Below are 21,566 nucleotides of genomic sequence, written 5' to 3'. Positions count from 1 at the left end.
CCGGGGGATTTAGAAAAGAGGATCAATCAAATTCAGCTTCGGCCATCTCGCAGAAGAAGGAGCAGGCCGGTAGCTTCTCGTTTCGGCGTACGGGTCCGTTGCCTAGTTCGCGCAGGGAAAAGCGCACATTGGTTTCCCGGTTGCGGAACAGATATGAGCCTTCACCCAACTCGTCTTGGACAGCGCACAGCGTTTCGAACTGCTCGGGAAAATCTTCACGAATAGCCCTGAAATAGCCTTCGCCGCCCTTCACGCAGCCTATGCAGTTGGCGTTGTCATAGCCCATCTGGTACATGACGGGCAGGGTGATACCTGCGCGCTCTACCATGGCCTTGCAATCTTCTTTGCCCAGTCCCCGTTCGATCAGGGGAGCAACTACAGGGCGGTCAGGATTGCGTTCGCGAAAATCCTCAAGGCGCTCAGCCTCCTCGGCCGTGTAACCAAACACAATCACGTCGCCAGGAAGGCTTATGGTGTCGAGCATGTGCCGCTTGAGCCTCAGCGTACAAGAGGCACCACTGGGACCACGCATGTAACGCACACGATTGAACACGGTGATGATGTTGGCGCCATATTTCTCGTCGCGCAGCACGGTGATCGGTTGCCCGAACCATGCCTGGCAATCCTCTGCAAAGCGGCGATTGTCCGGGTGCTCGTTTTCAAGGTAGGCGTTGACGATCACCACTTCGTGGGTGGTGCTGTACTGGGCTATAGCCAGTTTGGTGGCGACGGCCGAAGCCGCACCACAGCTGAATTGGCAAACGATCCGAGGTGTCATGGATACTCCAGGCAGCCGCCCGCCTGCCGAGGCGTGGTGGCACTGAGTGATAGGGGATGACGCCAATTGGCTACATATAAGGGCTTTGAAGCCAACGGTGCTCCCGCCAGAGCTTCATCTGCTAAGGTCAGGGAAGCGGCCACTTGTAGCGAACATAATGATAAGCTGGATCCCTAACACAGGATTAAGGTAGCGTTTAGTTGAATAAGTCGAGTGATATGGAAATTGGCGGAGTCGCCACCGCTCTTTACGTCGGCGGGCTAATTTGTGTGATAGCTGCTCGACATGCAGATTTTTTTGATCTGAAATTGAATGAGCTTGGCGACTTTCTTGCTGGTGCGTTTGGCCCTGTAGCATTTGCATGGCTTGTCTTGGGGTTTATTCAGCAAGGTAGGGAGCTGAAGTTAAGCTCTGCTGCCTTGGCTCTACAGGCCGAGGAATTAAAATCGTCTGTGGAACAGCAGCGAGAAATTGCAGCGGCTGCTCAAGCTCAAGTAGATCATTTATTAACAGAGGCTAAGGAAGATCGCAGAAGATACGAAGCTAGATTAAATGCTAGGTTTGTAATTGAATCTATCGTTTCCAATACCTTGCATAATGGTATGTCTGTACTAAAGTTGACTATTGAGAATAAAGGGTCTGCTGCTTTCGATACCTATTTAGAGCTTCTATTGCCGTATGAGGAAAAGTCTTCCAGATTTGCGGTCGGATATATTGACTCTGGTGGATTTAAGGAAGTTATTATTCATTATAATGATCCCGCTATGCACCATTACTCAAAGATGACTGTTGCATACGAAACTTTAGATGGGAGGCATGTTTCTGATGGCTATGACACTAACTTTTCAGGTGAAAGCGCTAAGGTTAGCGTAACTAGGGATTTAAAAATTGAAGTTTTGATTCCAACACAAGTTTAGGATTAAATGCTTACTGAGAAAAGTACCAGGGCGGCGTGGTGGTAAATGGTGGGTTATTCGTCGCGGGAGATGCGCAATGCTTCGCGCTGGTAAGACAGCGTCAGTCGCCGCTCCACGGCTGGTGATATCGTGATTTCGTGGCGCGGCGGAGTAAGCAGTGGCACCGCACGATCAGCCCCCAGCTCATGCAGACGATGAATCATCAACGTCAGCGCCTCACCCTGTTCCTCGAGTCCCGCCCATTTCATCAGCTCAGCGAGCGCTTGCTTCGTACCTGGGCGCACTCTCAGGCGCAGCTCCTGCTCCTGCACACGCGCCGCCTTCTCTGCACGGCGCACGTCCCGTTCCTTCTGTGTCATGGCCATAAACCACCTCCGTCAGCCCGCTAGGCGGCAAGTGAAATTGAGCCTGGCGTATCCGCCGCTGGGCCCGTGTACGCTTCATGCCTTGCCACGGTGGGGAAATGTGATGCCGTAGTCCTTCGCCAGGCGACTGGCCCGTGTCTTGCCAATGCCTGAATGTTTGGCGGCGTGGTGAAGGCTGGTGCCTAGGGCGGCATAGCGACGCAAGCAGGCGGCCTCCCTGGCGTCTTGCTCAACAGAGGCATAGGCCCCTTTGATGGCCTCGCTGCGGCTGGCTGTCTTGAACTGAATGTCGTGTCGCCGGGCGATGCCGCGAAGGGAATCGCGGGGCATCGTCAGGGTGTCGCCCACCTCGCGGATGGTCATCGTCTCGGCCAGGCTACGGATGTGCTCAGCCAGTGCTATGTCCTCGGCCTGGGCCTTCATGCGGCGGTTGCTGCGCTCGAGCGCCTGCGCGGAGGAGTCGACGAAGTGGAGCGAGGGCAGCGGCTTGCCAACGATGGTGGGGGATTCTTCCACCGGCCCGCCACCCGCCAGGTACTGCGCAACCTGTGCCGCCAGTGCTGCGCGCTCAGCGTCTTTAGCGCGAACCAGGTTCAGATCCAGACTGATCATCTTGCCCCCCATAGCGCCAAGCCCAGCAGGGCCAAGCCAATGATCAGGGCCCAACGAAACATACGGTCCGCGAAGCCCTTCACGACAGAAGCTGAGGCCTCGCTCTTCTCCACAGCACGTTCCAACTGCTGGGCGTACTGCACAGCCTCCTTGTGATGCTTGCACTGGCCGTGCAGGCGGTCAGTGTCCATGCTTACAACGCCCCAGCCATCGCCATGCGGTTCAACACGAAAGCGGCACTTGCTGCGGGCTTCGGCGCTGGCAATGGCGGTACGTTCGCGCAGGGCATCCAGCACAGCGCGTTTTTCTGGGAACAGAAGAAGGGTAGTCATTGGGAATCCTTGGCGTGTGGTGTGCGTACAGGACCGTATGGGGCAGGCGCCAAGCCCAGTGACCAAACTGGGGAAAAGCCAGCCTGACGCCTGTCCGATACGGTCGTGGGTAGGGGGGTGATGCAGGGGGCCGCGTTGCGCGGTGCAGAAGACTTCCGCATCCCGCTGCGCACTCGGTGAATGCGCAGGAGGATGGTTCATGCTGCTTCAGTAGCAGGTTTTTCGGCTTTGCATTTCACACCGCAGAATGGGCAGTAGGTGGCAGCCAGGAAGGTGTCCACCTTGACCCGCTTGAACCCACCGGCTTTCTTTGGTGCATGGAACTCGCCCTTGATATCGAGCACGGGCATGGTAATTACGCCATCGTTTGTCAGGCAGATCCGCAACTGCGGAAAGTCCCAATGAAGATCGGTGGAGCCTTTGGGCATTTGCTCCCGCAGCTTGCCGTCGATCTTGTCCTTAACGCGCTTTACGCATTCGCATTGCATGGCTTTCACTCCGGTTGATTTCCCGTCTGGCCCTGTCGCCAAGGCCAGCCAGTGAAATCCTTTAGCACAGCTGGCTTCGGTCTAAGCCAGCAAACTCAAGCAACCCATCAGAAGCTTCGCGTCTGGCTCGCCTTGCCTCGCGCAATTTTGCTTCCGCCAGCTTTAGCCCCTCTTCGCTAACCCGGCATTGGTGCTGCCAAAATCGCTCATTCTCTCCTGCCTGCTTTAGCCGTTTCGCGGCCTCATCCAACTCTGTCCACGCCATTTCATGACTCCTGTGTGATTTCCCTGATGCCCCTGTCTCCAAGGGCATCGAGGAAATCTGTCCCATTACCGCCGGGGTGGCGGGGCGCATGGCTTGCCGGGTCATTCGCACGGTTAGAGCGTTTCGCTCTCGATCAGCCGTACAGGGTTCTCCCTGTCGTGGGCAGGCTTTCCTCATTCGCCTGTCTGATCGCCGGTCGCCGGTAGAGGCAATGCGGTCTGTTGTGTGTTGCGCTGGTTTTTAAAGAGCGGGGCTTTTGAGGGCCCGCCGCGTTGTGCTGCGGCTTGAGGTGATTTAAGCAAGCTGAATCCGCATAGTCAAGCATGCTGAATAAAATAATTAAGTTTGCTGAATTTAGGGGCGCAAAAATGCCCGCTCAGAGGCGGGCACGTTGGTAGAGCGGAATTCAGTCCTGAGCTGGAACCGTCCAGAAGATCTGTACGTGGCCATCATCGCGATGGGCGATGGTCACGTTATCGTTCTCGGAAATCTCTCCCAGGATGCGGTCCCAGTCGTCCGGGCTGTCATTTGGAAGGCGCTCGAGGAGGGTAGAGCGGGCGAGCTGCGCACTCGGCGCGTTGATCGCCTTCTGAAGGCGCACCCCCAGCAATTCGTAAGAAGTAGGGGTGGTGGTATGGGCCGCTTTGCGCGCCTTCGTCATTGTGAAGCCTCCGTAAGGCAATTACTGGTTAAATATACAGTATTGGAGGAGGATCCATATAGCAAGCAAAGCAATGGTTTAGCTGATTTTGGTCAAAAGAAAACCCGCCGAGGCGGGTCCGGTCTTCAATTTCGCCATATAGGGTCAAAGAACGTCTTGATTTCTCTGGGGGTGTGCCGAGAATTTAGGACGCCTTCACAAATTCTCGCGAATACCGCCCCTTCCATTGGCTCCTTAGGGACTAACAAACGCTGCTTCACGCCTTCCTCAAGGGTTCGCATTGACTCAATCTGAGCTTTTGAATAATGAACGAAGCTAGGGCGCTTGAGGAATGGATGATCTCCAACACCAAGCAGGCATGTTGGATCGTAGAATTTACCATCCCTGATGGTAGATATGCTGACCATCAGAACAAGCTTTTCTTGGTTTATGGGGTCGTTAAGCAGTATGAAGAGATGCTTGAGATCGGGCTGTTCTACTGTTCCTGATGGCACCAGGACCGTTGCTCGCCTTGTCACTATGAACATCTGATCCTCGAAAACAGCAAATCCATGCTATGACGACTGTCCAAATCCTGCTGCGCTTGCCGTGCTTGCTCAGGCGTGCGGCCCAATGCAATGAATACGTCCTTATAATCGATCGGCCGCGATGAGCCGTCCGGGTCCTTCCACTCTGAGCACTCATCGTGCGTCAGGTTTCGAAGCGTCCAACCTTCCATAGCGCCGTATTGATCCTGTACAGCGGTAAGGACATCAATCTCGGCATCACTCAACGCCTCAAAATCGGGCTGATAGCCGGGTTGATGCTGGTTTTTTAGACTAAGCATGCGCCCAGCGCGATCATCCACAACGCTATCCCAGCCGCCTTCAATTGAACAGCCAGCACCGTTCATGAGCTCCAAAGTCCTAGACAGCACCGGACCGTGAGGCATCGAAACCATTCGATCGCCCGAAATTGGCTCATCAAACTCATTGAGGGCGCGGCGATCTGCCAAGTAGAGAAGCTTCGTCAATTTGAGAATTGACAAGATTCCGCCATTCCTTTGGAGAAAAAAGGTCGCCATTTGCGCAACCTTGCGTTCGTTGAACGCCATGATTCACCTCCTATCGTATTCCCAATCATTGGAATACCGTGCGTGGGCCAACCTCTTAGGGCCAACGTTCGGGGCGGGATCATATAGAGTCCACCAACCCTGTCAACTGAATTCCGCGCCACGAAATCGCTGATAGACGAAGCGTGGCGCGCAACCACAGCGTAGGACATATCCGGAACGCGTGGTGTTCAAATGTTATGTAAGGGGCCTATAGGCAATTTCAATCCCACTTCCTATATCGGCTCCATCGGCGCCAACGTTAGGCTGATTTTCGCGGCTAAAACGCTTGGCTTTGATCAAAGCCCGGTAACCTTTAAGTCGATCACCCGCCCAATCACATCCCAGTCGTCGTCCATTTTGATCGTCTCGAACGCCGAATTTAGCGGTACTAGGTACTCCCGACCTGCATCGTAGACATATTGCTTGAACGTGGTCTCACCGTCCCGGTGCTGAGCAATGTAGTACTTGCCGCTCACCAAGTCGAAGCCTTCAGGCTGCACCAAGACGTAGGTGCCTGGCAGAAACGAGGGGCTAGTGGTGGACGTCATCGAGCCACCCTTTACCTCAAGCCAGTACCCGTACTCGCCTGCGTTTTGGTCGGATTCGAACGCCAGGCCTGAGCCAGGTACGTATTGCTCGGGCGATTGAGCGCGTACACCAGCGGCAATCCAGCTAATCACCGGATAGGGGGCAGCCTTCTTGGCTGGGCGGAAGGCAGGCTCTACGTTGGCGTGTGCTCCGATCGTCTCGGGGACCATGCTTCCAGTGCCATTAGCCAACCATTCGGCACTCACGCCAGTAGCCTCTGCCAATGCGAAAAGGTTCTCTGGCTTCATGCTCTTGCTATCACCGGTTACCCACTGGGTAACGGCAGAAGGCGAGACACCGCACTGACGTGCAATGTCCTTCTTGAGCTTCTTGCTGTGCTTGATCGCTGATGCGATGCGTTCGGGTCTGGTCATGCGCTGAATATTAAGCGAACTGAAATTAAGTATGGCCTTTGGCTCGGCTCGCTGTTGAAGTTGAATATTCAGCATGCTTAAATATAACCATCGCCAAAGGAGCGAACCTATGAAAACCACTGATGCCGCCGCTTTCTTCGGCTCGAAAAAGAAGCTCGCCACTGCTCTAGCCATCAACCCTAGCGCTGTAACCCAGTGGGGTGAGTACGTGCCTGAGTCCCGGCAGTACCAGATCCAGGTTCTCACTAAGGGCCGGCTCAAGGCTGCGCAGCCTAAGTCCGCCGCCTAACCCACCAACCCAGAGGAGCACCCCTGATGTACCTAGACCCCAGTCAGAAGCGCGCCATTCCGGTGAAGGTCCGTTTCGAGCCAGTACTGGACCGAATCCTTCGCCGCGCAGCCAGCAAGACCCGTATGCAACACGCGACCTACCTCTACGAAATCATCGAGTGGGCAGTAGCCAACGGTGTGATCGAGGAGCTCATGCAGGACAAACAAGACGATATCGCAGGCTAGAGGCCTTTTGGAGGCCCGAATGAGCGTTGAACTCGCGAAGCTGCCGCCTAAAACGCGGCAAAGAGTCGAGGAGTTGATGGCTGCTAACGGCTGGTCTTTCAGCCAGGCCATCAACGCGATGATGGAAGGCGCGATTGCCAGCGGTGCGCTTTCCGAGGTTGGAAGGAAGAAGGCCAAGGTCCTTCAACTGGTGGCCCGAAATAGCCCCTCTCAGAGGGACTCTTGAGGGTAGGGCAGAGGCCCTCTGCCAAATCCTAGGCAAAAAAAAGCCGGGGTAGTGACCCGGCTTCTTCAACATCAACTAGTGGGACCGATTATGCACAACCAAGCCCAAGCTGTACAGGCCCTCAACCCGCCCGCTCCACAAAATGGGAGCCACGAAAACGTGGCGGCAGGTAAATCACGACTTGTTCGCGGAATGGGTCGGAATGATGCGGTTGGCCCCGTATACACCTACACAAGAGTAAATGGTCGCCAGAAGCGACTCTGGATATGCCCATTTTATGTAGCTTGGGCAGACATGCTCGAGCGGTGCTACAGCGAAAAGTTCCAGAGGCGCTATCCAACGTACATCGGATGTTCAGTTCATCCGGATTGGTTGTCTCTGTCCGCTTTCAGTGAGTGGATGTCCGGGCAAGACCATGCTGGCAAGCATCTGGACAAGGACATCTTGCTCGCAGGGAACAAGTTCTATTCCGCTGAAACATGCGCGTTCATTTCTCCGCAGCTTAATAATTTCCATACCAACACAGCCTTGCCCCGTGAAGGATTACCCACTGGGGTTACCAAAGCGCCAGGCGGTCGCTTCTCCGCACGCTGCCGCAATCCATCAACTGGGAAGTACGACCACCTTGGGATGTTTGATAGTGCCGAGTCAGCACACCAGGCATGGCGCGCCCGTAAACACGAACACGCATGCGCCTATGCCGAAATACAAACGGATCCGCGTGTAGCTCGCTCACTCAGAAGGCGGTATCTGGCCCAGGACGTCCTGTTCACTCAAGACACAGCACTCAAGGGGGTCGCGTAATGGCTGGCGACTGGATCAAATTCGAACTCACCACGATGGACAAGCCCGAGGTTTGCCAGATCGCAGACTTGGCAGGTATTGACCCCGATGCAGTAGTCGGCAAGCTGATGCGCGTGTGGGGCTGGTTCGACCAACAGACCGAGAATGGTAACGCTCCGAGCGTTAGTAAAAAGTTACTCGACCGTTTGGTAGGCGTTACCGGCTTCTGCGATTACATGAAGTCAGTGGGCTGGATGGTAGAGGAGGGTGCGCTGATCAGCCTGCCTCACTTCGACCGCCATAACGGCAGGACCGCCAAAAACAGGCTTCTAACGGCAAAGCGCGTAGCAAATCACAAGAACGCTAACGCCAAAGGTAACGCTCCGACCGTTAGCGATGCGTTACCTAAAGAAGATGTAGAGAAGAATAAAGAACCTCTCTCTGCGCGTGAGTCTGTCGACCCTCGCATGCCCAGCGAAATGACCCTGGACTGGCAACCTGATCACAAGCTGTTGAAAACCTACGCACTCCACTCGGGCGTAGCGCTGAACCTGTTCACCGATGAAGCCCGCCGCGCCTTCACTGCCCACTACGAGCCCCGTGGACAGGTGAACACCCAGGCCGAGTGGGTGCAGATGCTGGTTAAGTGGGTGCTCAACGACCGCAACCGCGCCGCTGCCTCGAACGTGAAGCCATTCCCTTCGCGCCAGAGCAGTGAGCCTGACTTCGACAGCACCGAATGGGCTAACAACCTGGTGGTGCGCCCATGAAGCGAGCGAGCCAGGTCATGGCCACCATGACCAACCAGCCCCCAGAGCTGCACGGCGGCCCTGTTGTCGTCTCCCTGGAAACCGCTGAGGTCGTGAACGACCTGTTCCGCCGCTTGCGGGGCATCTTCCCGGCCTGGCGCCAGGCGTGGCCCTCCACCGAGGCCCTGGCCGCTGCCAAGGAGGAGTGGATCAAAGAGTTTGCCGACGAGGGCATCCGCACGCTCGAGCAAATCGAGTTCGGTATCCAGAAGTGCCGCAAGCTCTCGAAGCCTTTCGCGCCGAGTGTGGGCGAGTTCATTGCCATGTGCGTGCCTGGCCCTGAGGACTTCGGCATGCCAGCTCCGGCGGATGCCTGGATGGAGGCCCTGATGGGCACCTACAGCCACGAAGGCGTGAAGATCGCTGCGGTGGCCACCGGCCTATTTGATCTGCGCAGCGCCAAGCAGGACGACAAGGGCCTGCGCCAGCGCTTCGATCATAACTACACCATCGTCCTGCGCCGCGCCCAGGCGGGCCAGCCGCTCGACGGCAAGATCCTCACCGGCATTGGCCACGACAGCCAGAAAAGCGCACTTGAGCTGGCGAACGAGCAGGCCGAGCGCGAGACCCAGGCACGGATCAGCCAGCAAGGCATACCGGCAGACGGCACCAAAGCGCGTGAGCTGCTGATGGCGAAATTCGGCAGGCGGAGGGCTTCGTGATGGCCGTTCGTTTAGCAACACCCCCTGAAACCCGAGCTGCTTTGGAAATGGCTTCCACCATGGCCAAGCACGGCGTCCGGTTCGTCTGCATACCTGTCATGGACGATGCGGACCACGACCAACTGGTTGAGCTTTCGTTAACGCGGCTGGATGCGCTGATCGCCAGGGCCGACGCTGAGGAGGGTGCAGCATGAGTGATTACAGCGAACTGAAGCGGCTGGCTGAGGCTGCAACGCCTGGGCCTTGGTCTACCGTACAGGATGAGTTGTATTGGCATGAAGATGGATACACCAGACACCTAATGGAAACTTTTGATGGTAGCGATCTATGTCATGAAAAAGAGCATTCCGAGAATCTCAAGTTCATCGCCGCCGCCAATCCTGCCGCCATTTTGAAGTTGATAGCCGAGAACGAGCGGCTGAGGGAAAGTCTCCACTGGGCCAGCGCCGAAGTGCATGGCCTGTCGGTCCGGTTAGGAAGAATTAGCGCCGAGCGCGACCAGCTCAGGGCCGAGAACGAAGCCCTGCGCGGCACCATCACCGCTGCTCAGTCCGTTGTAGAGGGCGACCTGGCCGCGACCTACCGTGACCAGGTAAACGGCAGGGATACCACTGACGAACTGTACGAGGACATCGAGAAGCTGCGCGCAGTGCTGGGGGTGGCGTCATGACAGAGATCATCATGCGCAACGCCCAGGACACCAGCCGCCTGCTGGGCATCCTGCACGGTACCAACTTCGACAAGCCCAAGAAGATCGTCATCAAAGACCTGGACCGCAGTGCGGAGCAGAACAAGCTGCTGCACGCCAGGCTCACCGATATCGCCGCCCAGGTAGAGCACGCCGGCAAGAAGTGGGACGTGCTGATCTGGAAGCGCCTGCTCACCGCCGCCTGGCTGCGTGAGACGGGCGAGCGCCCACAGATGATCCCAGCACTCGACGGCCACGGCTTTGACGTTGTGTACGAGCGAACCAGCAAGCTGACCGTGAAGCAGTGCGGCGAGCTGCTGGACTGGATCGAGGCCTTCGGTGGCGAGCACCAGGTGCGCTGGACGGCAAAAGATCATTGGGGAGGGCGGTACTGATGCGTGTTGTCAGCAAGAAGCTCCGCGACAGCGCTCGCGGCCGAGAATGCACCCTTCGCATCTATGGCGTGTGCAACCGCAACCCTGAAACCACCGTCCTCGCCCACGTCCCGTGCGGTCAGAAGGGCATGCGCAAGGTGCCGCTGGCGCTTCCTGCCGAGGTCTCGGTCAGTACGCCGGAAGTGGGCCGGGCTGCTCTGGCAGCGATCCGCCAAAACCGGGGAGGGCGCTGCTCATGAGCCATCAATTCAAGCCTGGTGGTCTGGCGCTGACGCTCAAATCAGTTGGGCCCGTACCTGAAATGGCCTGCGTTGAAATCGGAGAGATTATTCCGTGTGGCAGCCGGATCGACGTAGGCGGGAAAATCTACACGACAAAAATGGAGGTTGTGGAAGTTATTTATCAGGGCGCAAACGTTGGATACAAGCATAGAAATTTGATCCCACTGCGCGGCGACTTCGCCCCCGAGCAGCATAAAGTCCGGGAGATCGAGCCATGCGCGTGATCTCTCAGAAGCTCCGCAACAGCGCTCGCGGCCGAGACTGCACCCTTCGCATCTTCGGCGTGTGCAACTACAACCCTGAAACCACCGTCCTGGCCCACGTCCCTTGCGGGCAGAAGGGCATGGGCATGAAAGGCCCTCACCAGATCGCGTGCTTCGCCTGTAGCGACTGCCACGATGCCTTGGATGGCCGGCGCCGTATCGAAATCGACTGGCAGGACGTGATCCGCGCCGTTGCTGAAACCCAATCCACCTGGTTACGCGAGGGCCTATTGCGGGTCCAGGGCGTGGCCGCCTAATGAGACCCAAAGAGGACCTGCCCTTGATCGACCTTTCATGCTTCAACCTCACAATTCCTGCAGGCGCCACGGTCATCCCGACCAAGGTGCTGAACTCTGGTTACCAAGACCCGTTCTTCATCCGGCAGGGTGATGGGGCGCTGACCTTCATTGCCCCCTCTAACGGCGTGAACATCAAGTCCACCAAGAACAGCACCTACCCACGTTCAGAGCTGCGCGAGACGCTGACCAATGGTGACGACAAGGAAGCCAACTGGAAGATCGCCAGCGCCGAGCTGCACAGCCTGGATGCGGATCTCGCTGTGCAGGAACTGCCCAAGTCGAAGAAGGCAATCATCGGCCAGATCCATGGCGAGACGAACCACCCGCCTTTGAAAATCCAGATCACCGGCGACACCATCTATGCCCAGCTGCGCCGCAAGCTCGACGGTGACGAAGACAAGCCCGCATTGCTTAAGGGCTACACCCTGGGCCAGTTCTTCACCTACCGCTTCGAGCTCAGCCGGGACGGCAAGGCGAAGTTCTTCATCAACGGCAAACAGGTAGTCAACGAAACCCTACCCGCCGACGGCTACCAGTTCGATATGGCGTCGTACAAGAACGACACCTGGTACTTCAAGGCTGGTATCTATAGCCAAGAGAAGGTGGGCGGTGTGGGCACTGGCCGCGCTACGTTCCGTGCGTTGAAGGTTTACCACGGCCCCGCCAAAGTCGCGGAGTTGCCAGCGCCTACGCCGGCCCAGCCGACGACCCCTGGCGAACGCGCATTGGCCGACCTGGCCCTCGCTGTGGCTGAAGTCCTGGCGAAAGTAAGGGCAGGCACGCTGCCAGTGGCCGAAGCCCTGGCCACAATCCAAGCCCTGAAGGTCGAGGCCGACACGAAGTTCGCCAAGAGCAGAGAGCGGAGCGACCTCTACACGCAGATCGTCGAGGTCCGTGAGGCGATCCGTAAGCCTGTCGAGCCCCCGACCCCGGCTGAGCCCGAGGTGCCGGAAGTAACCACGGCGCCTTCCGAGCCAGAACCCACCACACCAGAACCTGCCAACGACGGGGAGGGCATCAAGGCCAAGCTGAGCGAGATGGAAGACCTGCTGGACCAGATCCCCGAAACAACGGCCGAACCCCTGCGCCACCTGATCGACGACGTTCGGAGGCTGGTGGCGTGATCAGTGGCAGCCGGAAACCACAGGGTGCCTCAGCAGCAGTGCTCAGGCCCTTCAAACCACGCGTGCAGCGAGCCAAGCCGGTAGACCGGGAAGGGCTGGAGCAAGCCGCCTTGCTGCGCGAGCTGGCATTGCGGTTTCCGGCTGCCGCCGAGTTGATCTTCCACGTGCCCAATGGCGGCCACCGTGTAAAAGCCGTGGCCGCCAAGCTCAAAGCCCAGGGCGTAAAGGCCGGAATACCGGACTTGGTCCTACCTATGGCCCGTGGTGGTTACTTCGGGCTTTACATCGAATTTAAAGCCAAGCCGCCGTTTGACGCGGAGGTTTCGGTCAACCAGCAGGCCAGCATCAACAAGCTGAACGCGCAGGGCTACTTGGCGGTGGTATGCCGGGGGCATATCGACGCGCTCGAAACGATCCGGAGCTACCTGCTGCTGCCCCCGACGAGAGCGATAGGAGGGCCATGGCATGAGTCGCACCCTAGCCGTTAACTTTTCCGACGCCGAGATCCGGAGGCAGGCTGTCGACAGGTCCGTGGCATCCCTTCGTGATCCTCGGCACCCGGGCCTGTATTTCCGCTACACGCAGGGCCGCGGTCGTGGATCTTGGTACCTGGTCGTGAACCGTAGTTGGCGGCGCATAGCGGGTTACCCTGACCTCAAGACCGGCGCCGTGCTGTCGGTGCTGCCTGAGCTGCGACAGCGCATCGTGCTCAAGCCCAACGCGAGCGTGGCGGTTGAGGCCTGGGGCACGGTGGGGGATCTGCTGGACTGGTTTGCCGAGCGTATGGCGCGGGACCGCTCGCTGTCGGCCAAGCGCAAGGCCGGGGCTAAGTCGGCGATCGCCTGCCACCTCAAACCTCGCCTGGTGGAACTTCCCCTACGGGACGTGAGCGCCCAAAGCCTGGACAAGCTGCTGATGTGGCCCGCCCAGGAGGCGCTGTCCCTTTCGTACGTGCAGCAACTGTACCGCCTGCTGTCCATGGCGTTCCGCCAGGCCCATAAGCTGGACCTGATTCGCAGCAACCCCATGTCCGGAATGAAATTCGCCGACTTCACCCAGGCCCGCGTGATGCCCAAGAGCGCCCGGTTACGCGGTGGCCAACTGACCGACCTGATGCCGCTGCTGGCCGGCCTGTTCGGTAACGACCCGGCACCCGCGATGCTGGCGCTGATGATGCTCTGCCACGGCACCCGCGTAGGGGAGACCCGCCAGGCGCGCTGGCCCGACATGGCGCTGGCCGAGGGTGAGTGGTTCATCCCCGCCGAGCACACCAAGACCCGGACCGAGCACCGGCTACCACTGACGGAGCAGGTCCAGGCACTGCTGCGCCGATATCGCACTGCTCAGCTCGCTGAAGGCTATGACGGCATCTACCTGTTCCCCAATCGCCGTGGTCAGGCCCTGAGCGAGAGCCAGGCTAGCGCCGTGTTCGTCCGCCTAGGCCAGGGCCAGTGGACTAGCCACGACCTGCGCAAGGTTGCCCGTACCGCCTGGACGGACCTGGGCATCGATGGGCACATCGGCGAGATGCTGCTTAACCACTCGTTGGGCAAGATCGCCAGCACCTACATCAACACCCAGGCCACGGTGCAGCGGCGCATCGCGTTGGAGAAGTGGCATGGCTGGTTAGATGAGCGTGGCTTTGCACCTGTTCACGGGTGGACGGGTGTTAGATCCGAAGATTCGCAAAACCCTGCGCAAGCCACGAACGGCGCGGGCTGCGAGGCACATTCCAACATTGTTAATGGCGAGGTTTCAAAAGCATGAAAAAGCAGCATGGCCCCGCCTTTCGACGCGCTCGCACCTCGCTCTTCGAGTGCAGTTGCTGCCGCGGTACCGGGCTTGTCGCCGGTGTGTTCCACCAGATGGACTGCACCAACTGCAATGCAACAGGCTGGCTTTCCGCCGATACCGGCCAACCGCTCCCGCCGGCCGAGATCGTGCTCGAGCTGAACCGAAGGCTGCGCGATGCATTGGCCGAGATCGCCAGGGCTAATCACCCTATGGGCGGAGCTCACCAGCAGTACGAACAGAACAACCGCCGCGGCGCCGGCGGCACGAACTACACCGGGGATTGAGGGAGAGCACAATGATTTACTCCAGCGTTTTGAGCGCGGTTGTATCCGCACTGGCCGCCGAGGCCATCGACAACACCAGCAAGCAGGCCTGGCAGAAGCTGTACCAGCCTGGCCATGACGATGGCCACGACCTGGCCACGCTATCCCGATCGGTTGAGTCAGGCTCGCTGACGCGCATGGATGCCGACTGTTGGGTATTTGCGCGGCTGCATAGCCAGCTCAAGCCCAGGCACTGGGATGCCCTTGTTGCCAAGTACAGCACCCACCGAGTCAGGAAGGTGCAGTCCATTGGGCGCTTGCACCCGCTGATTGCCTCCCATGCGCCAAGGCTATTTGTGGTCAGCGCGGTCACAGCCTGGGCCGTACCGAAGCTGAAGGGTGCCGATGGTAAGCGGTCCTCCGACATGATCGTGCTGCCAGCCGAGTTCTATGACGTGAACCGTTGGGACCGTGAGGCACGTCCTGAGCGCACTCGACGCCGTTGGAAGAAGGGGGTCGAGGACGCCTTGAATACCATGGTGAGCGAGGCACTGGCCGAAGCGGGAAAGTTCTTGGAGTATGAAGGGCTAACGTTACAAATGGCCGCTTGACATCACGTGGCCGGATGGCCGATTATTTACCCATCCTGTCATTCTTGCGTGTGTAGAGGACTGACCACATAGAGCCCGGCCATTGAGCTGGGCTTTTTCGTTTTGATGTGCCGAACGTTCCTTTGGTAGCCTCACGGTTTAAATGAGCCTAGGGATCAAGGAAATGATTATCCGCCTGCTGTTGCTGAGCCTAGTTCTGCTACCTACGTACGCCGACGCGGCCAAGAAGGCTGAAGACTTCGAATACCTGCTACCGGAAGACTTCGACGATGCGAGCCCCGCCAAGCAGCCAGCGGCTCAACCTGGCTTAGACCTCACGCCAAAGAAGCTTCAAGCAGGATTGCAGAAATACACTCAAGAGGAAGAGGGTTGCCGATCTACCCGACTGGGCAATCCTAACGCAATGAAAGAGGGTGCAGTCGTTCATCAAGAGCTGGAGCGTGACGGGGCCAAGATTGATGTGTTTCTCGATGTAGGTAATACCGGAAAGGTCTCAAACGCTAGGTTTGTTGCTGCGGCCAAGGATCAAGCGCATTTGACTGCCATGCTTTGCGCGACTTATGCCACGATGAGAACCATTCAACCAAAGTTGGAAACACCAAAGGCTGCTCATAGCAATGCTGTTCACCTCTGGGAACAGGCACAGCAAAAGCCCTTTATCAAAGCTTTCTACTTCAACCAGCTTAAAGCACAGATGACACCGTTTGAGATGAACGTTTTCTAACGCTTTTTGCAGCCCATAGCCTGGCCATTGAGTCGGGCTTTTTCGTTTCTGGAGCAAGCGATGGACCCAACTGACCTTGGCCCAGGCACCGCTACCTGGCTAGGCGGCACTGGGACCGTACTGCTTGGCGCCTTCCTGTGGCTAAGGAAGTTTCTGGCCAAGGATGCAACCGAGCGTGCCATGGACAACGCCGATATCGGTACTGTCCGCCGCTTGAATGAATTGCTCGACTCAGAACGGACAGCACGGTTGGCGTCTGATGCCCGCGCTGATCAGTTTGCAAAAGAGCGAAACGAACTTGCCGCCGCAGTAGGCCGGATGGAGGGCAAGATTGAGGCCCTTACCGGCCAGGTCGCACAACTCACAGAAAAGGTGACCAGCCAGAGTGCGGAGCTTTCCCGCCTGCGGTCCCAACTCGGGGGAGCAGCCTGATGGAACGGTGCGCAATGGAATTTATTGCCCGGCGCTGGTGGCGTCGATTTGAAATCTGGGTGATTGCCACGCTTCTGGTGGCGGGTGGGGCTGTGCTTGGCTTCCAGGCTGCCCAATGGTCGCTAGCCAGCTGGTACACCCAGCAGGTGGCAGATGTTCGCCGCGGCTACGACGAGGCAACTACCCAGCGCGATATGCGGCTCAACAAGCTGGCCAAGAGCGCGACAGAGGCGGCAGGCAAGGTAGAAGCCGCAGCTGGGGCAGCATCCAAGGCGGCTGATACAGCTAGCAAGGCGGCAGATAAGGCCGGCGAGGTACTGGAGAGAGCCAGCCAGTAGCCCAGAGGTGACGTATGAACAAAAAACAAATCGCCATGGCCACGCAGCTATTCCATGAGCGTGATCGTATTCAATCCTTGGTGGATCTCGTTGCGTCTGGAAAGGGTATTGGGGTCACTATCTCCTCTACCTATCAGTCCGAAGAGGTTGTAAAGATTGTGCTTGAGCCCTTGCGCATGCACTTCCAGTCTCAGCTCAATCGCATCAATGCCGACCTGAAGCAGCTTGGCTGGTCAGGCGCTTAACCGCGCCACAAAACGAGATACGCCCATTTCGTGGTGCGCAAAGGAGATAGGTATGGACAATCAACACAAGAAAATCACTGGCTATCGCGATCTGAGCCAGTCCGAAATCGACGGCATGAACTCGATCAAGGCGCTGGAGGCCGATGCGGGTGAGCTGTTCAAGCAGGTTGGCCAGATCGAGGGCGTCGACCAGCGGCTCCTTGCGTTGGCCAAGACCAACCTACAGCAGGGCTTCATGTGGTTTGTTCGCTCAATCGCGAAGCCCGCTGATCCATTCCAGTGATGGCTTGCGCTGGCTGCGCTGCTCGCCGAGCCAGCATGACAAAAGCCGCCCGCCTGGCTTACCGCAAGGCCAAGGGCCTGATCACTACCCACCTGCCACTACCGCCTTCGGATCAAGCCAATGCCGCCGAGAACTCTCAAGCCTTGCGCTGCCCAAGGGTGTCGGGCATTGACCCGAAACCCTAAGTACTGCGACGAACATACGCACCTTGCCAAGGCCTGGGGCACCCGCGTTGGATCGGGTCGAGGCGGGCGTCCATGGCGCCGGATTCGAGATGAGGTCTTGGAGCGAGACAAATACACCTGCCAGACATGCATGCGTGTTACCTCAGAGCTTGAGATTGACCATATCGTCGGCAAAGCACAGGGCGGTAGCGACCATCCTTCCAATTTGCAGAGCCTTTGCGTCGACTGCCACAAGGCAAAGACCGCACGCGAGTCAGCGTCCGGTCGAGGATGACGGAGCAACCCTGCCGGTGGCGACGAATGGTTGGCGCAGGCCGGGACCTGGTCGGGAAATGCACGGATTTAGTGCGATTTCGTCGAAAATGACCGTTCGTCGGGTCTGCACCGACCTGGTGCAGGGGGGAGGGGCAAAAGTTGGGGGTTTTTGGCCTCGGACACCGCCCGCCCGTCGTTTTTTTACACCCGCGAAATATAAAGTTTAAACGGAGCTCCCATGGCAGGTGTGAAGGGGCGGTCTGGCCGTACCCCGAAGCCCACCGCCAAGAAGGAATTGGCCGGTAATCCTGGTAAGCGGAAGCTCAATAAGGCCGAGCCTTCGTTTTCTACTGTCACGAACATCGACCCGCCGGATTGGCTAGGCGAGCGCGCAGTCATGATGTGGAAAATGCTGGTGCCAGAGCTGCTGCGCGAGCACGTCATAGCGCTGACCGACATGCATAACGTCGAGGCTTTTTGCACTGCATATGACAACTGGCGGATGGCCCAGGAATCCGTTCAGCAACACGGCATCGTGGTTGCAGGAGCATCAGGCGGGCCGGTTAAAAACCCTGCCCTGACCGCTGCCAATGAAGCCATGCGCCAGATGGTTACCTTCGGCTCCATGCTGGGCCTGGACCCGGCTAGCCGAACGCGGATCATCGGCGGCAACAAACAAAAATCCACCAACGAATTTGCAGCCCTGTTGAGTACCTGATGGCCCGGACCAAGTACACCAATGTCGATAAGGCAATGGTGTGGGCAAGGTCCGTTCTCAAAGGCAAGTTTCCCGCGTGTCGCTATATTCATCAGGCAATCGAGCGGCATTTCGACGATGTGGCCGAGAGCCGATCCAAGAGCTACCCCTACAAGTTCGACCCGGCCAAGGCCGAGAAGAAATTGCGGCTGATGCAGCTGTTGCCGCACACGAAGGGTGAGTGGGCCTTTAAGCGTCAGTTGATCACGCTCGAACCCTGGCAGCTGTTTGGCTTGGCCTGCACCTTCGGATGGGTGCGCAAGAAGGGCGGGTACCGGCGCTTCCGTGAAAGTTACTGGGAGGTTCCCCGCAAAAACGGCAAGTCGGTGATCGCCGCCGGTGTGGGCATCAGTATGTTGACCGCCGACAACGAGTTCGGCGCCGAGGTGTATTCCGGTGCTACTACCGAGAAGCAGGCGTGGGAAGTATTCCGGCCGGCGCGCCTGATGGTCAGCCGCTCGCCAATGCTTATTGAGGCGGCCGGTATTGAGGTCAACGCCTCAAACCTGAACATTCCATCCAATGGCAGCCGCTTCGAGCCCCTGATTGGCAACCCGGGTGACGGCGCTTCGCCGTCCTGCGCGATCATCGACGAATTCCACGAACACGATAGCGCGGCCCAATACGACACCATGCTCACCGGTATGGGCGCCAGGCGGCAGCCGCTGATGTTCATCATCACCACCGCCGGGGCCAACATCGAGGGGCCGTGCTACGACAAACGTCGTCAGTCATTGGAAATGCTCGAAGGCACGGTGCCGGATGATGAGCTTTTCGCTTGGATATGGACCCTAGATGAAGGCGACGATTGGACCGATCCGAAAAACCTGGCCAAGGCAAACCCCTGCATGGGGGTATCGGTGTTTCAAGAATACCTAGAAAGCCAGCTGGCGAGGGCTCTGCGCTCCGCCCGCTTCACCAACACCTTCAAGACCAAGCACTTGAACTTGTGGGTGAGTGCGAAGGCTGGCTTCTACAACATGGAAAGCTGGAAAGCATGCGAGGACCGAAGCCTAACCCTTGAGCAATTTGAAGGGCAGGAATGTATTGCTGCGTTCGACTTGGCCAGAAAGCTTGATATGAACTCGCGGGCCAGGTTGTTCTGGCGCGAGATCGATGGGCGGATCCACTATTACAGCGTCGCCCCTGCATTCTGGGTACCAGAGGACACCGTACACAACCCTGATAATCAGCGTATGTCTGAGCGCTTCCAGGCATGGGTGAACAGCGGTCACTTGTCGACCACCGACGGCGCCGAAGTGGATTACCGCGAGATCCTCGAGGATACGAAGGAGGCCAATAAGCTGGCCCCTATACTCGAAAGCCCCATCGACCCTCACGGCGCAACAGGCTTGAGCCATAGCCTGGATGATGAGGGCTTTAACCCGATCACCATCACTCAGAACTACACGAACATGTCCGACGGCATGAAGGAATTGGAAGCGGCTATTGAGTCAGGCCGGTTTCACCATGACGGCAATCCAATAATGACGTGGTGCATCGGCAACGTGATAGGCAAGCACCTGCCCGGCAATGACGACGTAGTGCGCCCCATCAAGCAGGGCGAGGACAACAAGATAGACGGCGCCGTAGCGCTGATCATGGCAGTCGGTAGGGCGATGACGAAAGTCGCGATCGGCGACGGCGGTGTGGACCGACTCATGGATTCAATCCGGGACCCAATATTCGAATGAACACAGCGTCGATTATCTACTTGCTGATTGCAGTGCTGGGCTTCGCCTTCGCTGTGGCGGGCGTTTACATCCTGCTCGGCATCGGCTGGGCACTACTTGCCGCTGCATCATCGTGCTTCGTTGCTGCGGCCTTCATTCGTAGGGGACTGACCAGTGGCTAAGTCTCTGCGATCTGTTTTAAGCAGTGCCGTGACGGCGCCACGATCCTCGATCATCGACTGGGTGGGGCGATCAATCTCTGGCGGAGCTTCGGGGATCTGGGCGCAGACAGTTGGGAGCACGTCCGCCAATGGCAAGACGGTGACCATCAACAAGGCCATGCGACTTGCCGCCTGCTGGTCCTGCGTGCGCCTGATTTCCGAGACGATTGCCACGCTGCCACTAGGCCTTTATCGCCGAATGCCGGATGGCGGTCGAGAAGTAGCCGGCGACAACGACCTACACTGGATACTCAACACCAATCCCAACAGCCGTATGACGGCGGTACAGTTTTGGGAAGCCGTGGTTGCCTCAATGTTGCTGCGAGGTAACGCCTTCGTCGAGATCATCCGCATCAGTGGCCGAATTGTGGCGCTTGAATTCTTGCTCCCCAACCGCGTAGAGCTGGACGTAGCCGATAACGGCGAGCTCCTTTACCGGTACCGGGAAAAGAATGGCCAACCACGGGATATTGCCGGACGCGACATGATGCACATACCAGCGTTCTCTCTGGATGGGCAGGTCGGGCTGTCACCCATTGCTTATGGTGCCGATGTTTTTGGCGCGGCGATGTCGGCTGAGGACGTGGCCAGCTCCACCTTCAAGAACGGCATGCACCAGACCGTAGCCTTTGAGGTGGATCAGTTGCTGAACAAGCAACAACGCGATGACTTCCGAGATTACGTCCAGCGTATCAGTGGTGCGATGAACGCCGGCAAGTCGCCCGTTCTGGAAAAGGGCGTCAGTGCCAAAGTGATTGGTATCAACCCCGTCGATGCTCAGCTACTGGAATCCCGGGAATACAGCGCCGAGGAAATCTGCAGGTTCTACATGGTAGACCCGACCCTGGTCGGTTACAGCGACAAAGCTTCGAACTGGGGTACCGGACTGGAGCAGAAGCTGCTGCGGTTTTTGACCTTTACGCTGCGCAGCTACATGCGTCGCATAGAGGAAGCGATCAGTCGAAAATTACTGACGCCTGCGCAGCGCCGGCAGATATACCCGGAGTTCTCCATTGAAGGACTGATGCGCGCTGATAGCGCTGCACGCGCCACGCTGTACTCCCAGATGGTGCAGAACGGTATCTACACGCGCGACGAATGCCGGATGAAGGAGAACCTCCCGAGGATGGGTGGTAACGCCTCGGTGCTCACCGTGCAAACCAACCTTTCCCCAATCGACCAACTCGGACGGGGGGACGACGGGCAAGCCGCAAGGGCTGCTCTGCAGAACTGGCTCGATCAGCCGGCAAACTCGAAGGACTAAAT

At 57.9% G+C, this 21,566-nt stretch carries 37 protein-coding genes; 28 read left to right on the top strand and 9 right to left on the bottom strand.

Annotation, left to right across the window (positions count from 1 at the left end):
- Positions 1 to 22: 22 nt before the first annotated feature.
- Positions 23 to 778: a hypothetical protein gene (locus AC4LE2_RS15255; protein ID WP_491826560.1), complete on the bottom strand. Its 756-nt coding sequence runs from the start codon at positions 776 to 778 to the stop codon at positions 23 to 25.
- A 200-nt stretch (positions 779 to 978) separates the two neighbouring features.
- On the opposite strand from AC4LE2_RS15255, the gene AC4LE2_RS15250 reads away from it, so the two are divergent.
- Positions 979 to 1,695, top strand: a complete 717-nt coding sequence (locus AC4LE2_RS15250; protein WP_491826559.1) for a hypothetical protein — start codon at positions 979 to 981, stop codon at positions 1,693 to 1,695.
- Positions 1,696 to 1,748: 53 nt separating this feature from the next.
- Here AC4LE2_RS15250 and AC4LE2_RS15245 read toward each other — a convergent pair whose 3' ends face one another.
- From AC4LE2_RS15245 to AC4LE2_RS15210, 8 genes are all read right to left on the bottom strand, one after another.
- Positions 1,749 to 2,060 (bottom strand): hypothetical protein, encoded by a 312-nt coding sequence (locus AC4LE2_RS15245; protein WP_491826558.1) that lies wholly within the window; start codon positions 2,058 to 2,060, stop codon positions 1,749 to 1,751.
- Between the two features lie 75 nt (positions 2,061 to 2,135).
- Complete coding sequence (locus AC4LE2_RS15240) at positions 2,136 to 2,672, bottom strand: hypothetical protein (protein ID WP_491826557.1); 537 nt, start codon at positions 2,670 to 2,672, stop codon at positions 2,136 to 2,138.
- Positions 2,669 to 3,004: a hypothetical protein gene (locus AC4LE2_RS15235; RefSeq protein WP_491826556.1), complete on the bottom strand. Its 336-nt coding sequence runs from the start codon at positions 3,002 to 3,004 to the stop codon at positions 2,669 to 2,671. Before AC4LE2_RS15235 ends, AC4LE2_RS15240 begins: the two co-directional genes overlap by 4 nt.
- Before the next feature lie 197 nt (positions 3,005 to 3,201).
- Positions 3,202 to 3,492, bottom strand: coding sequence for a hypothetical protein (locus AC4LE2_RS15230; protein ID WP_491826555.1), 291 nt, complete (start codon positions 3,490 to 3,492; stop codon positions 3,202 to 3,204).
- A 671-nt stretch (positions 3,493 to 4,163) separates the two neighbouring features.
- Complete coding sequence (locus AC4LE2_RS15225) at positions 4,164 to 4,418, bottom strand: DUF1654 domain-containing protein (RefSeq protein ID WP_491826554.1); 255 nt, start codon at positions 4,416 to 4,418, stop codon at positions 4,164 to 4,166.
- A gap of 125 nt (positions 4,419 to 4,543) precedes the next feature.
- Positions 4,544 to 4,945 carry a hypothetical protein gene (locus tag AC4LE2_RS15220; RefSeq protein WP_491826553.1) on the bottom strand — a complete coding sequence of 134 codons (402 nt, stop codon included), beginning with the start codon at positions 4,943 to 4,945 and terminating at the stop codon, positions 4,544 to 4,546.
- Positions 4,936 to 5,511: a Panacea domain-containing protein gene (locus AC4LE2_RS15215; RefSeq protein WP_491826552.1), complete on the bottom strand. Its 576-nt coding sequence runs from the start codon at positions 5,509 to 5,511 to the stop codon at positions 4,936 to 4,938. The genes AC4LE2_RS15220 and AC4LE2_RS15215 overlap by 10 nt, the downstream gene beginning before the upstream one ends.
- 296 nt (positions 5,512 to 5,807) lie before the next feature.
- On the bottom strand, positions 5,808 to 6,473 hold the full coding sequence (locus tag AC4LE2_RS15210; protein ID WP_491826551.1) for a LexA family protein: 666 nt from the start codon (positions 6,471 to 6,473) through the stop codon (positions 5,808 to 5,810).
- A gap of 109 nt (positions 6,474 to 6,582) precedes the next feature.
- On the opposite strand from AC4LE2_RS15210, the gene AC4LE2_RS15205 reads away from it, so the two are divergent.
- The 27 genes from AC4LE2_RS15205 to AC4LE2_RS15075 all read left to right on the top strand — a co-directional run bounded on the left by AC4LE2_RS15205 (position 6,583) and on the right by AC4LE2_RS15075 (position 21,564).
- Positions 6,583 to 6,762: a Cro/CI family transcriptional regulator gene (locus AC4LE2_RS15205; protein ID WP_491826550.1), complete on the top strand. Its 180-nt coding sequence runs from the start codon at positions 6,583 to 6,585 to the stop codon at positions 6,760 to 6,762.
- Between the two features lie 26 nt (positions 6,763 to 6,788).
- A complete protein-coding gene (locus tag AC4LE2_RS15200; protein ID WP_491826549.1) occupies positions 6,789 to 6,989 on the top strand; it encodes a hypothetical protein in 201 nt (66 codons plus the stop codon).
- 19 nt (positions 6,990 to 7,008) lie between these two features.
- A complete protein-coding gene (locus tag AC4LE2_RS15195) occupies positions 7,009 to 7,215 on the top strand; it encodes a hypothetical protein (protein ID WP_491826548.1) in 207 nt (68 codons plus the stop codon).
- Positions 7,216 to 8,018: 803 nt separating this feature from the next.
- The gene (locus tag AC4LE2_RS15190) at positions 8,019 to 8,768 is read left to right on the top strand and encodes a DnaT-like ssDNA-binding domain-containing protein (RefSeq protein WP_491826547.1); all 750 of its coding nucleotides are present in this window, start codon (positions 8,019 to 8,021) and stop codon (positions 8,766 to 8,768) included.
- Positions 8,765 to 9,469 carry a replication protein P gene (locus AC4LE2_RS15185; RefSeq protein ID WP_491826546.1) on the top strand — a complete coding sequence of 235 codons (705 nt, stop codon included), beginning with the start codon at positions 8,765 to 8,767 and terminating at the stop codon, positions 9,467 to 9,469. The genes AC4LE2_RS15190 and AC4LE2_RS15185 overlap by 4 nt, the downstream gene beginning before the upstream one ends.
- Positions 9,469 to 9,663 carry a DUF1382 family protein gene (locus AC4LE2_RS15180; protein WP_491826545.1) on the top strand — a complete coding sequence of 65 codons (195 nt, stop codon included), beginning with the start codon at positions 9,469 to 9,471 and terminating at the stop codon, positions 9,661 to 9,663. The genes AC4LE2_RS15185 and AC4LE2_RS15180 overlap by 1 nt, the downstream gene beginning before the upstream one ends.
- A complete protein-coding gene (locus AC4LE2_RS15175; protein ID WP_491826544.1) occupies positions 9,660 to 10,139 on the top strand; it encodes an ead/Ea22-like family protein in 480 nt (159 codons plus the stop codon). The genes AC4LE2_RS15180 and AC4LE2_RS15175 overlap by 4 nt, the downstream gene beginning before the upstream one ends.
- The gene (locus AC4LE2_RS15170) at positions 10,136 to 10,552 is read left to right on the top strand and encodes a recombination protein NinB (RefSeq protein WP_491826543.1); all 417 of its coding nucleotides are present in this window, start codon (positions 10,136 to 10,138) and stop codon (positions 10,550 to 10,552) included. Before AC4LE2_RS15175 ends, AC4LE2_RS15170 begins: the two co-directional genes overlap by 4 nt.
- Complete coding sequence (locus AC4LE2_RS15165) at positions 10,552 to 10,791, top strand: nuclease domain-containing protein (protein WP_491826542.1); 240 nt, start codon at positions 10,552 to 10,554, stop codon at positions 10,789 to 10,791. Before AC4LE2_RS15170 ends, AC4LE2_RS15165 begins: the two co-directional genes overlap by 1 nt.
- A complete protein-coding gene (locus AC4LE2_RS15160; protein WP_491826541.1) occupies positions 10,788 to 11,057 on the top strand; it encodes a hypothetical protein in 270 nt (89 codons plus the stop codon). Before AC4LE2_RS15165 ends, AC4LE2_RS15160 begins: the two co-directional genes overlap by 4 nt.
- Positions 11,048 to 11,353: a nuclease domain-containing protein gene (locus AC4LE2_RS15155; protein WP_491826540.1), complete on the top strand. Its 306-nt coding sequence runs from the start codon at positions 11,048 to 11,050 to the stop codon at positions 11,351 to 11,353. Before AC4LE2_RS15160 ends, AC4LE2_RS15155 begins: the two co-directional genes overlap by 10 nt.
- Positions 11,353 to 12,519: a polysaccharide lyase family 7 protein gene (locus AC4LE2_RS15150; protein ID WP_491826539.1), complete on the top strand. Its 1,167-nt coding sequence runs from the start codon at positions 11,353 to 11,355 to the stop codon at positions 12,517 to 12,519. Before AC4LE2_RS15155 ends, AC4LE2_RS15150 begins: the two co-directional genes overlap by 1 nt.
- 38 nt (positions 12,520 to 12,557) lie before the next feature.
- Positions 12,558 to 13,007, top strand: coding sequence for a VRR-NUC domain-containing protein (locus AC4LE2_RS15145; RefSeq protein WP_491826538.1), 450 nt, complete (start codon positions 12,558 to 12,560; stop codon positions 13,005 to 13,007).
- Positions 12,985 to 14,286 carry a tyrosine-type recombinase/integrase gene (locus AC4LE2_RS15140; protein ID WP_491826537.1) on the top strand — a complete coding sequence of 434 codons (1,302 nt, stop codon included), beginning with the start codon at positions 12,985 to 12,987 and terminating at the stop codon, positions 14,284 to 14,286. Before AC4LE2_RS15145 ends, AC4LE2_RS15140 begins: the two co-directional genes overlap by 23 nt.
- Positions 14,283 to 14,597, top strand: a complete 315-nt coding sequence (locus AC4LE2_RS15135) for a hypothetical protein (protein ID WP_491826536.1) — start codon at positions 14,283 to 14,285, stop codon at positions 14,595 to 14,597. The genes AC4LE2_RS15140 and AC4LE2_RS15135 overlap by 4 nt, the downstream gene beginning before the upstream one ends.
- Before the next feature lie 11 nt (positions 14,598 to 14,608).
- Positions 14,609 to 15,187: a hypothetical protein gene (locus AC4LE2_RS15130; RefSeq protein ID WP_491826535.1), complete on the top strand. Its 579-nt coding sequence runs from the start codon at positions 14,609 to 14,611 to the stop codon at positions 15,185 to 15,187.
- 163 nt (positions 15,188 to 15,350) lie between these two features.
- The gene (locus AC4LE2_RS15125) at positions 15,351 to 15,911 is read left to right on the top strand and encodes a hypothetical protein (RefSeq protein WP_491826534.1); all 561 of its coding nucleotides are present in this window, start codon (positions 15,351 to 15,353) and stop codon (positions 15,909 to 15,911) included.
- A 60-nt stretch (positions 15,912 to 15,971) separates the two neighbouring features.
- Positions 15,972 to 16,343, top strand: a complete 372-nt coding sequence (locus AC4LE2_RS15120) for a chemotaxis protein (RefSeq protein WP_491826533.1) — start codon at positions 15,972 to 15,974, stop codon at positions 16,341 to 16,343.
- Positions 16,343 to 16,681: a hypothetical protein gene (locus AC4LE2_RS15115; RefSeq protein ID WP_491826532.1), complete on the top strand. Its 339-nt coding sequence runs from the start codon at positions 16,343 to 16,345 to the stop codon at positions 16,679 to 16,681. The genes AC4LE2_RS15120 and AC4LE2_RS15115 overlap by 1 nt, the downstream gene beginning before the upstream one ends.
- Positions 16,682 to 16,695: 14 nt before the next feature.
- Entirely contained in the window at positions 16,696 to 16,926 is a 231-nt protein-coding gene (locus AC4LE2_RS15110) for a hypothetical protein (RefSeq protein WP_491826531.1), read from the top strand.
- A gap of 52 nt (positions 16,927 to 16,978) precedes the next feature.
- Positions 16,979 to 17,209, top strand: a complete 231-nt coding sequence (locus AC4LE2_RS15105) for an Acb2/Tad1 domain-containing protein (protein ID WP_491826530.1) — start codon at positions 16,979 to 16,981, stop codon at positions 17,207 to 17,209.
- A gap of 35 nt (positions 17,210 to 17,244) precedes the next feature.
- The gene (locus tag AC4LE2_RS15100) at positions 17,245 to 17,394 is read left to right on the top strand and encodes a hypothetical protein (protein ID WP_491828199.1); all 150 of its coding nucleotides are present in this window, start codon (positions 17,245 to 17,247) and stop codon (positions 17,392 to 17,394) included.
- A complete protein-coding gene (locus AC4LE2_RS15095; RefSeq protein WP_491826529.1) occupies positions 17,330 to 17,668 on the top strand; it encodes an HNH endonuclease in 339 nt (112 codons plus the stop codon). The genes AC4LE2_RS15100 and AC4LE2_RS15095 overlap by 65 nt, the downstream gene beginning before the upstream one ends.
- 219 nt (positions 17,669 to 17,887) lie before the next feature.
- The gene (locus tag AC4LE2_RS15090) at positions 17,888 to 18,367 is read left to right on the top strand and encodes a phage terminase small subunit P27 family (protein WP_491826528.1); all 480 of its coding nucleotides are present in this window, start codon (positions 17,888 to 17,890) and stop codon (positions 18,365 to 18,367) included.
- Positions 18,367 to 20,100, top strand: coding sequence for a terminase large subunit (locus AC4LE2_RS15085; protein ID WP_491826527.1), 1,734 nt, complete (start codon positions 18,367 to 18,369; stop codon positions 20,098 to 20,100). The genes AC4LE2_RS15090 and AC4LE2_RS15085 overlap by 1 nt, the downstream gene beginning before the upstream one ends.
- Entirely contained in the window at positions 20,097 to 20,261 is a 165-nt protein-coding gene (locus AC4LE2_RS15080; RefSeq protein ID WP_491826526.1) for a hypothetical protein, read from the top strand. The genes AC4LE2_RS15085 and AC4LE2_RS15080 overlap by 4 nt, the downstream gene beginning before the upstream one ends.
- Complete coding sequence (locus AC4LE2_RS15075; protein WP_491826525.1) at positions 20,254 to 21,564, top strand: phage portal protein; 1,311 nt, start codon at positions 20,254 to 20,256, stop codon at positions 21,562 to 21,564. Before AC4LE2_RS15080 ends, AC4LE2_RS15075 begins: the two co-directional genes overlap by 8 nt.
- Positions 21,565 to 21,566: the final 2 nt, after the last annotated feature.

Source organism: Pseudomonas sp. 9.3L, assembly GCF_058536285.1.
Note: the sequence above shows the minus strand (reverse complement) of the source record. Positions and strands in the feature narration are given on the sequence as shown.

Bases quoted from the DNA above. Each gene is read 5' to 3' on its own strand.
- AC4LE2_RS15255 (WP_491826560.1), bottom strand. From the start codon at position 778: ATGACACCTCGGATCGTTTGCCAATTCAGCTGTGGTGCGGCTTCGGCC.
- AC4LE2_RS15245 (WP_491826558.1), bottom strand. From the start codon at position 2,060: ATGGCCATGACACAGAAGGAACGGGACGTGCGCCGTGCAGAGAAGGCG.
- AC4LE2_RS15240 (WP_491826557.1), bottom strand. From the start codon at position 2,672: ATGATCAGTCTGGATCTGAACCTGGTTCGCGCTAAAGACGCTGAGCGC.
- AC4LE2_RS15235 (WP_491826556.1), bottom strand. From the start codon at position 3,004: ATGACTACCCTTCTTCTGTTCCCAGAAAAACGCGCTGTGCTGGATGCC.
- AC4LE2_RS15230 (WP_491826555.1), bottom strand. From the start codon at position 3,492: ATGCAATGCGAATGCGTAAAGCGCGTTAAGGACAAGATCGACGGCAAG.
- AC4LE2_RS15225 (WP_491826554.1), bottom strand. From the start codon at position 4,418: ATGACGAAGGCGCGCAAAGCGGCCCATACCACCACCCCTACTTCTTAC.
- AC4LE2_RS15220 (WP_491826553.1), bottom strand. From the start codon at position 4,945: ATGTTCATAGTGACAAGGCGAGCAACGGTCCTGGTGCCATCAGGAACA.
- AC4LE2_RS15215 (WP_491826552.1), bottom strand. From the start codon at position 5,511: ATGGCGTTCAACGAACGCAAGGTTGCGCAAATGGCGACCTTTTTTCTC.
- AC4LE2_RS15210 (WP_491826551.1), bottom strand. From the start codon at position 6,473: ATGACCAGACCCGAACGCATCGCATCAGCGATCAAGCACAGCAAGAAG.
- AC4LE2_RS15205 (WP_491826550.1), top strand. From the start codon at position 6,583: ATGAAAACCACTGATGCCGCCGCTTTCTTCGGCTCGAAAAAGAAGCTC.
- AC4LE2_RS15200 (WP_491826549.1), top strand. From the start codon at position 6,789: ATGTACCTAGACCCCAGTCAGAAGCGCGCCATTCCGGTGAAGGTCCGT.
- AC4LE2_RS15195 (WP_491826548.1), top strand. From the start codon at position 7,009: ATGAGCGTTGAACTCGCGAAGCTGCCGCCTAAAACGCGGCAAAGAGTC.
- AC4LE2_RS15190 (WP_491826547.1), top strand. From the start codon at position 8,019: ATGGCTGGCGACTGGATCAAATTCGAACTCACCACGATGGACAAGCCC.
- AC4LE2_RS15185 (WP_491826546.1), top strand. From the start codon at position 8,765: ATGAAGCGAGCGAGCCAGGTCATGGCCACCATGACCAACCAGCCCCCA.
- AC4LE2_RS15180 (WP_491826545.1), top strand. From the start codon at position 9,469: ATGGCCGTTCGTTTAGCAACACCCCCTGAAACCCGAGCTGCTTTGGAA.
- AC4LE2_RS15175 (WP_491826544.1), top strand. From the start codon at position 9,660: ATGAGTGATTACAGCGAACTGAAGCGGCTGGCTGAGGCTGCAACGCCT.
- AC4LE2_RS15170 (WP_491826543.1), top strand. From the start codon at position 10,136: ATGACAGAGATCATCATGCGCAACGCCCAGGACACCAGCCGCCTGCTG.
- AC4LE2_RS15165 (WP_491826542.1), top strand. From the start codon at position 10,552: ATGCGTGTTGTCAGCAAGAAGCTCCGCGACAGCGCTCGCGGCCGAGAA.
- AC4LE2_RS15160 (WP_491826541.1), top strand. From the start codon at position 10,788: ATGAGCCATCAATTCAAGCCTGGTGGTCTGGCGCTGACGCTCAAATCA.
- AC4LE2_RS15155 (WP_491826540.1), top strand. From the start codon at position 11,048: ATGCGCGTGATCTCTCAGAAGCTCCGCAACAGCGCTCGCGGCCGAGAC.
- AC4LE2_RS15150 (WP_491826539.1), top strand. From the start codon at position 11,353: ATGAGACCCAAAGAGGACCTGCCCTTGATCGACCTTTCATGCTTCAAC.
- AC4LE2_RS15140 (WP_491826537.1), top strand. From the start codon at position 12,985: ATGAGTCGCACCCTAGCCGTTAACTTTTCCGACGCCGAGATCCGGAGG.
- AC4LE2_RS15135 (WP_491826536.1), top strand. From the start codon at position 14,283: ATGAAAAAGCAGCATGGCCCCGCCTTTCGACGCGCTCGCACCTCGCTC.
- AC4LE2_RS15130 (WP_491826535.1), top strand. From the start codon at position 14,609: ATGATTTACTCCAGCGTTTTGAGCGCGGTTGTATCCGCACTGGCCGCC.
- AC4LE2_RS15125 (WP_491826534.1), top strand. From the start codon at position 15,351: ATGATTATCCGCCTGCTGTTGCTGAGCCTAGTTCTGCTACCTACGTAC.
- AC4LE2_RS15120 (WP_491826533.1), top strand. From the start codon at position 15,972: ATGGACCCAACTGACCTTGGCCCAGGCACCGCTACCTGGCTAGGCGGC.
- AC4LE2_RS15115 (WP_491826532.1), top strand. From the start codon at position 16,343: ATGGAACGGTGCGCAATGGAATTTATTGCCCGGCGCTGGTGGCGTCGA.
- AC4LE2_RS15110 (WP_491826531.1), top strand. From the start codon at position 16,696: ATGAACAAAAAACAAATCGCCATGGCCACGCAGCTATTCCATGAGCGT.
- AC4LE2_RS15105 (WP_491826530.1), top strand. From the start codon at position 16,979: ATGGACAATCAACACAAGAAAATCACTGGCTATCGCGATCTGAGCCAG.
- AC4LE2_RS15100 (WP_491828199.1), top strand. From the start codon at position 17,245: ATGACAAAAGCCGCCCGCCTGGCTTACCGCAAGGCCAAGGGCCTGATC.
- AC4LE2_RS15095 (WP_491826529.1), top strand. From the start codon at position 17,330: ATGCCGCCGAGAACTCTCAAGCCTTGCGCTGCCCAAGGGTGTCGGGCA.
- AC4LE2_RS15090 (WP_491826528.1), top strand. From the start codon at position 17,888: ATGGCAGGTGTGAAGGGGCGGTCTGGCCGTACCCCGAAGCCCACCGCC.
- AC4LE2_RS15085 (WP_491826527.1), top strand. From the start codon at position 18,367: ATGGCCCGGACCAAGTACACCAATGTCGATAAGGCAATGGTGTGGGCA.
- AC4LE2_RS15080 (WP_491826526.1), top strand. From the start codon at position 20,097: ATGAACACAGCGTCGATTATCTACTTGCTGATTGCAGTGCTGGGCTTC.